Genomic DNA, 12557 nt, shown 5'->3' with positions numbered 1-12557 from the left:
AAGAGGAAAGGAGTGATGGTGATCAAGACACGCCGAACCGGCGTCGCACATCGGGCCTGCGCTTGAGTCGGTCGGGATAGCCGGGTCCCATCCGCATCGACGTCTCCCGGGCCACCAGGGGCTGCCGGCACGCGGAGCACACGACCTCGGCCGTGGTGTCGTGGCCGCAGGCGTCGTGGTGGAACACCACCGGGACGCCCTGCTCACCGGCCAGCCATCGGTCGCCCCACCTGGACATCGTGGCCATTACGGTGAACAGGTCGCGCCCTTTCTCCGTGAGGACGTAGTCGTAGCGCGGCGGTTCGGTGTCGTAGGGCCGCTTTTCCAGCACTCCCTCGTCCACCAGGCGGCGCAGCCGGTCGGTCAGGGTGTTGCGTGCGATGCCCAGTTCCCGCTGGAACTCGTCGAAGCGGCGGATGCCGTAGAACGCTTCCCGCACGACGAGGGGCGTCCAGGGGTCACCCAGCAGGTCGAGGGTGCGCGCGATGGAGCACGGCCAGTTGGCGAACGACGTTCGTTTCATGCTCCCGATGATACGGAGTCTCGCGAAAGAACTCAGCAGGTGGAGTTCGCCGGGCGGACCTGACGCAGACGCGGAGGGTGACCTGCCGCTGTCGTCGGTCCCGCTCCGCCTCACAGCAGGGTCGTGGCCGGCAGGTGAGCGGTGCGTGCGGTGAGGGTGCCCAGGCAGGGTGCGGCGAATCCGAGCGTGAGCCGGTGGCAGGTGACGAGGGAGGCGTCGGCGATGCCTGTGAGGTGGTCGGCCGTGCCGTTCCATGCCGTCAGGCGCAGGGCCAGGAACGCGGTGCCGGGGCGGCCAGGGTGCGGATCGCGGGGGCGGTCAGGTGGCGCACTGGCGCGCCGCTCAGCGGTGGCAGCGGTGCGGCGAGGCCGGTGCCCAGCAGGAGCGGCACGAGCGGCACGGGACGACGCGTTGCAAACCGGACGCATCCTACCACGAGACACCGTCGGCCGGAAGGCGGTCTCCTCGGGCAGCGCCCGGCCGCCGACCCGGCGTACAGCGACCGAATGACCGGTACGCCGCCCTTGGGGGAAGCGGGCGGTGGGTGTCGGCCCGGGCCGGTCGCCGTCCTGGCAAGATGGCGGCATGGAACGTGTGCTTGGAATCGGCGGGTACTTCCTGCGGTCCGCCGACCCGGCGGCCCTGAGCGCGTGGTATCGCGACTGCCTGGGCCTGGACGCCGACGAGAACGGACTGTGGCGTCCGGAGACCGGGCCGACGGTGTTCGCGGCGTTCGAGTCCGGCACCGACTACTTCGGGTCCCCTGCCCAGCACACCATGCTCAACTTCCGGGTCCGCGACCTGGACGCGATGCTCGCGCAGTTGCGCGCCAAGGGAGCGGACGTGGCCGAAGAAACACAGGACATGGAGGGTGTCGGTCGATTCGGCTGGGTCACCGACCCTGAGGGCAATCGGGTCGAGCTGTGGCAGCCCGCCTGACCGGGTCCGCACGCCGGGCGCGAAGTGCTGGGGGCCGCCGGGTCGGCGAGGTGTGAGGCACGACCGGACCGGGTCGCGCGCCGGCGGCATGCCCGATGCCACCGGCCCCGCACCGACGCCGTGCCCGTCATCCTCACCGACTGCCGAACCGTCCGGCCCGCATCACGCCGGCATGTCCTGACCCCGGTCGCGGGAGGGCCGGCAGCAGGCTCAGCCGTTGCGGCCGTCGTACTGAAGCGTCGGCCGGTGCAGGACCTCGCCGATCCAGTCGGCGATGCATTCCGCGAGCTCCTCGGCCGAGCCCTTCGCCTCGCGGGCGACGATGTCGGCATGTTCATCGGTCGGCGCAAGGTCGCAGATGTGCAACGCGGTGCACAGCGCCGTGTCGCCCTCCACCTCCGCACCGATCGCCTGGAAGATCGACCCCTCCCGACTCAGGTCGACGACGAGACGCATCAGGTCCGGTTCCGACGCCGGCGCGTCCTCGGTCTCACCCCCAGGGAAGAACAGGACATACGTCGACCCGGGCGGGCACGGCCATCGTTCGGCGCGTTCCCGGACCAGGCGCAGGACCTCGCGTGGGAACGCCCCGCACACCTCGTCCTCGTCGTCGAACTCGAACCACGGAGACTTCACGCGCGCCACGGTACAGCGCCGGGCCGGTCCCCCCACGGGAGGCCGCTGCCGAACACCGGTCGACGAGTGGCACCGAACAGGTCACCCCTTAACCGCCGCAGGGGCCCCTGGGGGCTGTAGGGGTGTCCTGCGTCATCGCCGCCTGCCTAGCCTCCGACAGCGGAGGGGAAGCGGACCGGAAACCGTCCGGAAGCTGTCCGCACGGCCGAGGCCCTCACTTCGATCTCGATCGGATGGCGCGCTGGTGAACAACGAAGAGCAACTGCTCGACTATCTCAGGCGGACGACCGCGGACCTGCGGGAGGCGCGGCGGCGGCTGCGCGAGAACGAGCAACGCGCACACGGCCCGGTCGCCGTCGTCGGCACCGGATGCCGCTATCCGGGCGGCGTCACCACGCCCGAGGAACTGTGGGAACTGGTCGCGTCGGGGACCGACGCGGTGTCCGACTTCCCGGCCGACCGCGGCTGGGACGTGGACGCCCTGTACGACCCCGACCCGCACGCCACCGGCAGGACCTACGCCCGCACCGGCGGATTCCTGCACGACGCCGCCGACTTCGACCACGACTTCTTCGGCATCAGCCCCCGCGAGGCCCTCGCCATGGACCCGCAGCAGCGGCTGCTGCTGGAGACCTCCCACGAGGCCGTCGAACGGGCCGGCATCGTCCCGGCCGACCTGCGCGGCAGCCGCACCGGCGTGTTCGCCGGCGTGATGTACAACGACTACGCGACCCGCCTCACCTCCGTCCCCGACGACCTCGACGGCTACCTCGCCAACGGAAGCGCCGCCAGCATCGCCTCCGGCCGCATCGCCTACACCTTCGGTCTCGAGGGCCCGGTGGTCACCGTCGACACCGCCTGCTCCTCCTCCCTGGTCGCTCTGCACTGGGCGGTGCGCGCGCTGCAGTCGGGCGAGTGCTCGCTCGCCCTGGCCGGCGGCGTCACCGTGATGTCCACACCCGAGACGTTCATCGACTTCAGCCGGCAGCGCGGACTCTCCCCGGACGGCCGCTGCAAGGCGTTCGCGGCGGCGGCCGACGGCACCGGCTGGGGCGAGGGCGCCGGCATGCTGCTGCTGGAACGGCTCGCCGACGCCCAGCGCAACGGCCACCCGGTGCTCGCCGTGATCCGCGGCAGCGCGGTCAACTCCGACGGCGCCAGCAGCCGGCTGACCGCGCCCAACGGCCCCTCCCAGCAGCGGGTCATCCGCCAGGCGCTGGCCGGAGCGGGGCTCACCGCCGCGGACGTCGACGTGGTCGAGGCACACGGCACCGGCACCTCCCTCGGCGACCCCATCGAGGCGCAGGCGCTGCTGGCGACGTACGGCAAGGAACACCCCGCCGAGCGGCCGTTGTTGCTGGGCTCGGTCAAGTCCAACCTCGGACACACCCAGGCCGCCGCGGGCGTCGCCGGGGTCATCAAGATGGTGCTGGCCATGCGGCACGGTGAGGTACCGCCGACGCTTCACGTCGATGCCCCCACCGACCAGGTGGACTGGAGCGCGGGCGCCGTCGAACTGGTCCTCGAGCGGCGCCCGTGGCCCGAGACCGGACGGCCCCGCCGCGCCGCCGTCTCCTCCTTCGGCATCAGCGGCACCAACACGCACGTGGTCCTGGAGCAGGCGCCCGCGCGGGAAGCCGACGCGCTGCCCGCACGGCAGGACGGTTGCGTCCCCTGGATCGTCACCGGGCGCACGAGGCAGGCCCTCGCCGGGCAGATCGCCCGCCTGCGCGACCACCTCGACGCGCACCCCGGCACGCGCCCCGCCGACCTCGGTCTGTCGCTGGCCACCACCCGCACCCACTTCGAGCACCGTGCCGTAGCGGTCGGCCGGGACCCCGGCGAACTGCTCGCCCAGCTCGCCACCGCGACGCCGCTCAACCCGGTCGGTGGCAGGACCGCCTTCCTGTTCACCGGTCAGGGAGCGCAGCGGCCCGGCATGGGCCGGGACCTGCACCGGGCCTTTCCGGTGTACGCGGAGGCCTTCGACGCGGTGTGCGCCCTCGCCGACCGGAGCCTGGAACGGCCGCTCGCCGACGTCATCGACACGGACGCCGACCTGCTGACCCGTACCGACTACGCGCAGATCGCCATCTTCGCCACCGAAGTGGCCCTCTACCGGCTTCTGGAGTCCTGGGGCGTGACCCCCGACTACCTGGCCGGACACTCCGTCGGTGAACTGGCCGCCGCCCATGTCGCCGGCGTCCTGTCCCTTCCGGACGCCGTCCGGCTCGTGCTCGCCAGGGGCGCCCTGATGGCGGCCCTGCCCGCCGGCGGCGCCATGGCCGCCCTGCGCGCCACCGAGGACGACGTCGCGCCCCACCTGGACGACCGGGTGGACATCGCCGCCGTCAACGGCCCGAGATCGGTGGTGATTTCGGGTGCCGCGGACGCCGTGGACGCGCTTGCCGCCCGCTTCGACAGGAGCAAGAAGCTGAAGGTGTCGCACGCCTTCCACTCGCCGCTGATGGAGCCCGTGCTGGCCGGCTTCGCCGAGGCCGCCGCCACGTGCACCTTCGACGAGCCGCGTATCCCGATCGTCTCCACGCTCACCGGCGCCCTCGCCGGCCCCGGTCGACTGACCAGCCCCGAGTACTGGGTGGACCACGTCCGCCGGCCCGTCCGCTTCGCCCCCGCCATGGCCGCCCTCCACGAGCTGGGCGTCCGGACGTTCCTCGAGGTCGGCCCGGACGCCGCCCTCACCGCCCTCGCCGCGGACTGCGTTCCCGAGGACAGTGTGACCGTCGCCGGGCTGCGGCGCGACGGTGACGAGGAGCGGGACCTGGTCACCGCCGTGACCCGGCTGCACGCGGCCGGTACCGCCGTCGACTGGAGGGCCTTCTTCGCCCCGCACGCCGCCCGGCGCATCGACGTGCCCACCTACGCCTTCCAGCGCGAACGGCTGTGGCTGGAGGCCGGCGCCGGCGGCCGGGGCGACGCCGACGGCCTCGGGCAGAGCGCGACCGGCCATCCGCTGCTCACCGCCGCGACCGACCTGCCCGACACCGGGGGAGCGGTCCTCACCGGCCGGCTCTCCCTCGCCTCCCACCCGTGGCTCGCCGACCACGCCGTACACGGAACCGTGCTGCTGCCCGGCACCGGCTTCGTCGAGATGGCGCTGCAGGCCGCGGAGCGCACCGGCTGCGACAGCGTCGACGAACTCACCCTGCACGCCCCGCTGATCCTGCCCGAGCAGGGCGCACTGGCCGTACAGGTCGCCGTCGGCGGCGAGCGGGACGGGCGGCGGGAACTCACCGTGTGGTCCCGCCGCGCCGACAGCCCAGATGCCCCGTGGACTCGCAACGCCGCGGGCGTTCTCACCCCCGCGCCCGCAGACGAGGGGATCAAGGCCGACCTGACCGCGTGGCCGCCCGAGGGCGCCGAACGCGTCGACCTGGACGGCCTGTACCCCGGCCTGGCCCGCGCCGGCTACGGGTACGGCGCGTCCTTCCAGGGGCTGCGCGCCATGTGGCGGCGCGGGGACGAACTGTTCGCCGAGGCGGCCCTGCCCGAGAGTGCCCGCGCCACCGCCGCCGCGTTCGGCGTGCACCCCGCACTGCTGGACGCCGTCCTGCACGTCAACCTCCTCGACCTCCCCGGCGGCCAGGCCGTGCTGCCGTTCGCCTGGGGCGGCGTCACCCTGCACCGCGCCGGGACCGACACCCTGCGCCTGCGCCTGACCCCGTCCGGACCCGACTCCGTCACCCTCACCCTCGCGGACGCGACCGGCGCGCCGGTCGCGACCGTGCGCAGCCTCGTGGCCCGCCCCGTCTCCGCCGAGCAACTCGCCGGGGACGGCGACGACCCGCTGTACCGGGTAGACCTGGTCCCGGCGCCCGGCCCCGTGTCCGCAGGCGTGCCCGCCCTGGCCGTCTGTGGCGACGACACCGGCCTTGAGGCGCCCCACCACCCCCACCTGGCCGCCCTCCTCGCCGCCGGCCCGGCGCCCGACCTGGTCGTGCTGGCCGTACCGACCGCGTCCGATGCCGCGGCCGACCTGCCCGCCCTGGTACGGGACCGGGTGAACGCCACCCTGGAGACCCTGCGCACCTGGCTGGACGACGAGCGCCGCGCGGACCGGCGGCTCGCCGTCCTCCTGCGCAGCGGCGACCTCAGCCACGCCCCCCTGTACGGGCTCGTACGCGCCGCCCAGGCCGAGAACCCCGGCCGGTTCCTGCTCGTCGACAGCGACGGCAGTGCCGCCCCAGGTCCCGCCCTCGCCACGGCCGTCGCCTCCGGCGAACCGGAGGTCGCCGTGCGCGACGGCGAGGTGCGGGTGCCGCGACTGGCCCGTGCCAAGCCCGGTGGCCCGCCCGTCCGGAACCCGGAGGGCGCCGTCCTCATCACCGGCGGCACCGGCGGCCTCGGTGCCCTGATCGCCCGTCACCTGGTGACCGAGCACGGCGTACGGCGCCTGCTGCTGGCCGGGCGGCGCGGCGCGGACGCCCCCGGTGCGGCCGAACTGCGGGAAGAGCTGAGGGAGTTGGGGGCCGAGGTGACCCTCGCCCGGTGCGACGCCGCCGACCGAGCCGACCTGGCCGCGCTGTTCGCCGAGCACGGGCACGACGTACGGGCCGTGGTGCACGCCGCCGGCGTCGTCGACAACGGCGTGCTGGCCACTCTGGACGCGCACAAGGTCGACCGGGTGCTGCGGCCCAAGGTGGACGCCGCCTGGAACCTTCACGAGCTCACCCGCGACAAGGACCTGGCGGCCTTCGTGCTGCTGTCCTCCACCGCCGGTCTGCTGGTCGGCGGCGGGCAGGCCAACTACGCAGCCGCCAATACCTTCCTCGACGGCCTCGCCGCCCACCGCCGCGCACTCGGCCTGCCCGCCGTCTCGCTCGCCTACGGCCTGTGGTCCGGCTCCGGCGGCATGAGCGCCGGCATCGGCGCCGCCGACCTGGAACGGCTGCGCCGGCTCGGGCTTCCGCCGCTGACCCCCGCCCAGGGACTGCGCACCTTCGACGCCGGACTCGGAGCCGAGGACGCCGTACTGGTGCCCGTACGCCTGGACGCCGCAGCGCTGCGCGCCCGGCCCGAGGGCGTACCCGCACTGCTGCGCGGCCTGGTGCGGCCCGCCCGGCGGCGCGGCACCGAGCCCGCCGCGGGCGCCCCCGCCGACTCCTGGCGCGACCGGCTGGCCCCGCTGGCGGACTCCGAACGGGACCGCGCCCTGCTCGAGTTGGTCCGCACCCACGTCGCCGGTGTACTCGGCCACCCCTCGTCCGAGTCGGTCGACCCAGGGCGCGCCTTCCAGGAGATGGGCTTCGACTCGCTCGCCGCCGTCGAACTGCGCAACCTCCTCGCGGGCGCCACCGGCCTCACCCTGCCCGCCACGCTCGTCTTCGACCAGCCCACCCCCTTGACCCTCGCCACCCACCTCAAGACCGCGCTCGTGCCCGGACCGGCCGACCTCACCCGGTCCGCGCTGGCCGAGCTGGACCGCCTCGAAGCCGCCCTGCACGACCTGCCCGACGAAGGCGGCAGCCACGCCCGCGTCACCGCGCGCCTCGAAGCGCTGCTGCGCAGCTGGCAGGACACCCACGGACGTCGCACCGCGCCCGAGGCGCCGGCGGACTTCCGGGAAGCCAGCGACGAAGAACTCTTCGCCAGGATCGACAACGAACTGGGAGCCCAGTGATGGAAGACTCGGCCACGGCCGGCAAGCTCCGCGAGTACCTCAAGCGGGCCACGACCGAGCTGGAGCGAAGCCGCCGCCGCGTACGGGAGCTGGAGGAGCAGGACCGCGAGCCCGTCGCCATCATCGGGATGGGCTGCCGCTACCCCGGCGGCGTGCGCACCCCGGAAGACCTGTGGCGCATCGTCGACGAGGGCATCGACGTCGTCACCGAGTTCCCCACCGACCGCGGCTGGGACGTCGAGGCGATCTACGACCCCGAGCCCGGCGCCCCCGGCAAGTCCTACGTCCGCCACGGCGGCTTCCTGCACGACGCAGCCGAGTGCGACCCGGCGTTCTTCGGCATCAGCCCCAAGGACGCGCCCGGAACGGACCCGCAGCAGCGGCTGCTGCTGGAGGTCACCTGGGAGGCCTTCGAGCGCGCCGGCATCGACCCCACCACGGTCAAGGGCACCCCGACCGGTGTCTTCGTCGGTCTGATGCACCACGACTACATCGGCGGCACCATCTCCGGGAGCATCGTCTCCGGCCGCATCGCCTACACCCTGGGCCTGGAGGGCCCCGCGGTCACCATGGACACCGCCTGCTCCTCCTCGCTGGTGGCGCTGCACTCGGCGATCCAGTCGCTGCGCAAGGGGGAGTGCTCCCTCGCGCTCGCGGGCGGTGCCGCCGTCATGGCCAGCCCCGAGATGTTCATCGAGTTCAGCGAGCGCCGCGCGCTGTCCCCCGACGGGCGCTGCCACTCCTTCTCCGACGACGCCGCGGGCGCCGCCTGGGCCGAGGGCGCCGGCATGCTGCTCGTGGAGCGGCTGTCCGACGCGCTGCGCAACGGCCACGAGGTGCTCGCCGTGGTTCGCGGCAGCGCCGTCAACCAGGACGGCGCCTCCAACGGCCTGACCGCGCCCAGCGGGCCGGCCCAGATCCGCGTCATCCAGCAGGCGCTCGCCGACGCGCAGCTCGCCCCGCACCACATCGACGCGGTCGAGGCACACGGCACCGGCACCACCCTCGGCGACCCCATCGAGGCCCAGGCCGTCATCGCCGCCTACGGACAGGACCGGCCGGAGAACCGGCCGGTCTGGCTCGGTTCCATCAAGTCCAACATGGGCCACCCGCAGGCCGCCGCGGGCGTCGGCGCCATCATCAAGACGGTCATGGCGATGCGCCACGGCACCCTGCCCCGCACCCTGCACGTCGAGAAGCCCTCGGCCGCCGTCGACTGGAGCGCGGGCGACGTCCGCCTGCTCACCGAGCCCCGCCCCTGGGACACCCCCGACGGCCGCCCCCGGCGCGCCGGCGTGTCCTCCTTCGGCATCTCCGGCACCAACGCGCACACCATCCTGGAGCAGGCGCCGCCCGCCGAGGCCGAGCCCGCCCCGGTGCGCGCCGCGCTGCCCGTCGTCCCGTGGGTCCTGTCCGGCAAGGGGTCCGACGCCGTCCGGCGGCAGGCGGAACGGCTGCTCGCCGTCGCCGGGGACCTGGACGCGTACGACGTCGGGTACTCGCTGGCCACCACCCGCGCCCGGTTCACCCACGGGGCCGCCGTCACCGGCCGCGACCGGGACGAGCTGCTGGCCGGTCTGCGTGCCGTCGCCGAGGGCAGCCAGGCGGCCGTGTCGGCCCCCGCGCCCGGCCGGCTCGGCATCCTGTTCTCCGGCCAGGGCTCCCAGCGGCCCGGCATGGGCCGCACCCTGCACGCCGCGTTCCCGGTGTTCGCCACCGCCTTCGACGAGATCTGCGCCGCCTTCGACGCGCACCTGGAGCGTCCGCTGCGTGAGGTGATGTTCGAGGACGCCGTGGACCCGGCGGCCGCGCCGCTGAACCAGACCGTCTACACACAGGCCGCCCTGTTCGCCTTCGAGACCGCCCTGTACCGGCTGCTGGAGCACTGGGGCATCCGGCCCGACCTGCTCGCCGGGCACTCCATCGGCGAGGTCGTCGCCGCGCACGTCGCCGGTGTCCTGGAGCTGAAGGACGCGGTCGCCCTGGTCGCCGCACGCGGCCGGCTCATGCAGGACCTGCCCGCGGGCGGCGCCATGGTGTCCCTGCTCGCTTCCGAGGCCGAGGTCACGCCGCTGCTCACCGACGGCGTCGACATCGCGGCCGTCAACGGCCCCCGTGCTGTGGTCGTCTCGGGCGAAGAGGAAGCCGTACTCGCCGTCGCCGCGAAGGTGGAGAAGACCACCCGGCTGAAGGTCTCGCACGCCTTCCACTCCGGCCGCATGGACCCCATGCTCGAGGCGTTCCGTGAGGTGGTGTCCGGCCTCACCTTCCACGAGCCCGCCCTGCCGGTCGTCTCGAACGTCACGGGGCGCATGGCCGACGAACTGACCTCGCCCGACTACTGGGTGCGGCACGTCCGCGAGGCCGTCCGCTTCCACGACGGGGTCACCACCCTGGCCGCCGAGGGCGCCACCCGCTTCCTGGAGATCGGCCCCGACTCGGTGCTCACCAACATGGCGCAGGACGTGGTGCCCGACGTGATCGGCACCCAGCGCCGCGACCGGGACGAGGACGCCGCCCTCGTGGACGCCGTCTGCCGACTGCATCTGACCGGCACCGGCCCCGACTGGCGGGTCGTGTTCGCCGGGGGCCGCAAGGTCGATCTGCCGACCTACCCGTTCCGCCGCGACCGGCACTGGGAGGACGCCCCCATCCTGCAGGCCGAGCGTTCGGCGGCGGCCCGCGCGGGCGGCGACGCGAACGACCCGTTCTGGGAGCTGGTGCGGGACCAGGACGTGACCGCCGTCGCCGCCACGCTCGGCGTCCCCGACGAGACGTCCGTCGCCGCCGTCGTCCCCGCCCTGGCCGCCTGGCACGAGCAGCGGCAGGCCAACGCCGCCGCCGACGGCTGGCGCCACCGGGTCACCTGGGAGCCGCTGGCCCCCGCCGCCACCCCGGCGCTCGGCGGCCACTGGCTGGCCGTCGTCCCCGCCGCCGCCGACCCCTGGACGGCCACCGTCCTGACCGGGCTCGCCGACCGGGGCCTGCGGATCGACACCGTCACCGCACCGCAGTCCGTCGGCCGTGCCGGGCTGGCCGAGCTGCTCGCGGACCGGGGCGGCGTGGACGGGGTGCTGTCCCTGCTGGCGCCCGTCACCGAACTGACCGCCACCGCCGCTCTCGTGCAGGCCCTCGGGGACGCCGGGATCACCGCCCCGCTGTGGTGCGTCACCCGCGACGCCGTCGCCCACGGCACCGCCGCCACCGTCACCGGCTTCGCCCAGGCGCAGGTGTGGGGCCTCGGCCGGGTCGCCGCCCTGGAGCACCCCGACCGGTGGGGCGGACTCGTCGACCTGCCCGCCGAGCTCGGTCCGCAGAGCGTCGCCCGGCTGGCCGCGCTGCTCGGCGTGGCCGGCGGCGAGGACCAGGTAGTCATCCGCGAGTCCGGTGCCTACGGTCGGCGGCTGGAACACGCCCCGGCCCGCGCCGGCGCGCCCTGGAAGCCGTCCGGCACGGTCCTGGTCACCGGGGCCACCGGCGCGGTCGGTACGGCCGTGGCCCGCTGGCTCGCCGCCGAGGGCGCGGACCACCTGCTGCTGGCCTCCCGCCGCGGCATGGACGCGCCCGGCGCCGCCGACCTCGTCCGCGAACTCACCGGGGCCGGCACGGAGGTGACCCTCGCCGCCTGCGACGTGGCCGACCGCGAGGCACTGGCCGCGCTGCTGGACTCCGTACCCGAGGAGCACCCCCTCACCGCCGTGATGCACCTGGCCGGCGTGCTCGACGACGGCGTCCTGGACGCCCTCACCCCCGAGCGGTTCACCGGCGTCCTCGCCCCCAAGGCCGACGCCGCCCGCCATCTGCACGAACTGACCGCGGACCGGGACCTGTCGGCGTTCGTGCTGTTCTCCTCCCTGACCGCCACCGTCGGCGGCGCCGGACAGGCCAACTACGCCGCCGCGAACGCCTGCCTGGACGCGCTCGCCGAGCACCGGCGGGCGGCCGGACTGCCCGCCACCTCGGTGGCCTGGGGACCGTGGGGCGGCGACGGCATGGCCGCCCACGGCACCGTCCGCTCGGCCGCCCGCGCCATGGGCATGTCCCTCCTCGACCCCGAGCGCGCTCTCACCGCGCTCGGCCGCGCCCTGGCCGGCGGCGACACCACCGTCACCGTCGCCGACGTCGACTGGTCCCTGTTCGCGCCCGCCTTCACCTCGAGCCGGCCCAGCGCCCTGCTGTCCGCGCTGCCCGAGGCCCGGCGCGGCACGGGCGGGGGCGCCGAGGCGGGCGCGGTCGACGGCTTCGCCGAGAAGCTCGCCGGCCTCACCGGCGGCGAACGCGAGCGCGCGCTGCAGGAGCTGGTGTGCGGGCAGGCCGCGGCGGTCCTCGGCTACGCCGGCGCCGACGCGGTCGAGCCGACGACCGCGTTCCGCGACCTCGGCTTCGACTCGCTCACCTCGGTCGACCTGCGCAACCGGATCAGCAGCGCGGCCGGGGTGCCGCTGCCGGCCACTCTCATCTTCGACTACGCCACGCCGGCCGCCCTCGCCAAGTACCTGGGCACCGAACTCGCCGGCACCGGCACCTCGGTGGACTCGGTCGTCGCCGAACTCGACCGGGTCGCGGCCCGGCTCGGCGACCTCACCGCCGAGGACATCGAGCAGGGCCGGATCACCACCCGCCTGCAGTCCCTGCTCAGCGATCTGAACAAGACCCTCGGCCAGGACGCCGCCGGCGTCGCCGGACGGCTGGAGGACGCCTCCGCCGACGACGTCTTCGCCTTCATCGACAACGAACTCGGCTCGGCGTGACCCCACCCTCCCCCGACACCCCGGCCCCACCGCAGTCCACCTCTTCGCACAGGAGTGGCGACACCCG

At 74.5% G+C, this 12557-nt stretch carries 6 protein-coding genes; 3 read left to right on the top strand and 3 right to left on the bottom strand.

Annotated features, from left to right (window positions below; all coding sequences use genetic code 11):
• Positions 1–22: 22 nt before the first annotated feature.
• Positions 23–523 (bottom strand): helix-turn-helix domain-containing protein, encoded by a 501-nt coding sequence (locus AB0L59_RS36020; RefSeq protein ID WP_365590930.1) that lies wholly within the window; start codon positions 521–523, stop codon positions 23–25.
• A gap of 259 nt (positions 524–782) precedes the next feature.
• Positions 783–914, bottom strand: a complete 132-nt coding sequence (locus AB0L59_RS36015) for a hypothetical protein (protein ID WP_365590929.1) — start codon at positions 912–914, stop codon at positions 783–785.
• A 194-nt stretch (positions 915–1108) separates the two neighbouring features.
• On the opposite strand from AB0L59_RS36015, the gene AB0L59_RS36010 reads away from it, so the two are divergent.
• On the top strand, positions 1109–1462 hold the full coding sequence (locus AB0L59_RS36010) for a VOC family protein (RefSeq protein WP_365590928.1): 354 nt from the start codon (positions 1109–1111) through the stop codon (positions 1460–1462).
• 210 nt (positions 1463–1672) lie between these two features.
• Here the strand turns inward: AB0L59_RS36010 and AB0L59_RS36005 are convergent, their stop codons facing one another.
• The gene (locus tag AB0L59_RS36005) at positions 1673–2098 is read right to left on the bottom strand and encodes a hypothetical protein (RefSeq protein WP_365590927.1); all 426 of its coding nucleotides are present in this window, start codon (positions 2096–2098) and stop codon (positions 1673–1675) included.
• 244 nt (positions 2099–2342) lie between these two features.
• Between AB0L59_RS36005 and AB0L59_RS36000 the strand changes: the two genes are divergently transcribed.
• A complete protein-coding gene (locus AB0L59_RS36000) occupies positions 2343–7739 on the top strand; it encodes an SDR family NAD(P)-dependent oxidoreductase (protein ID WP_365590925.1) in 5397 nt (1798 codons plus the stop codon).
• A complete protein-coding gene (locus AB0L59_RS35995; RefSeq protein ID WP_365590923.1) occupies positions 7739–12490 on the top strand; it encodes a type I polyketide synthase in 4752 nt (1583 codons plus the stop codon). Before AB0L59_RS36000 ends, AB0L59_RS35995 begins: the two co-directional genes overlap by 1 nt.
• The last annotated feature ends 67 nt before the right edge of the window (positions 12491–12557 follow it).

Origin of the sequence: Streptomyces sp. NPDC052109 (assembly GCF_040680195.1) — a bacterium.
Lineage (GTDB): Bacteria > Actinomycetota > Actinomycetes > Streptomycetales > Streptomycetaceae > Streptomyces.
Note: the sequence above shows the minus strand (reverse complement) of the source record. Positions and strands in the feature narration are given on the sequence as shown.

Coding starts and splice junctions, on each gene's coding strand:
- AB0L59_RS36020 (WP_365590930.1), bottom strand. CDS start 523: ATGAAACGAACGTCGTTCGCCAACTGGCCGTGCTCCATCGCGCGCACC.
- AB0L59_RS36010 (WP_365590928.1), top strand. CDS start 1,109: ATGGAACGTGTGCTTGGAATCGGCGGGTACTTCCTGCGGTCCGCCGAC.
- AB0L59_RS35995 (WP_365590923.1), top strand. CDS start 7,739: ATGGAAGACTCGGCCACGGCCGGCAAGCTCCGCGAGTACCTCAAGCGG.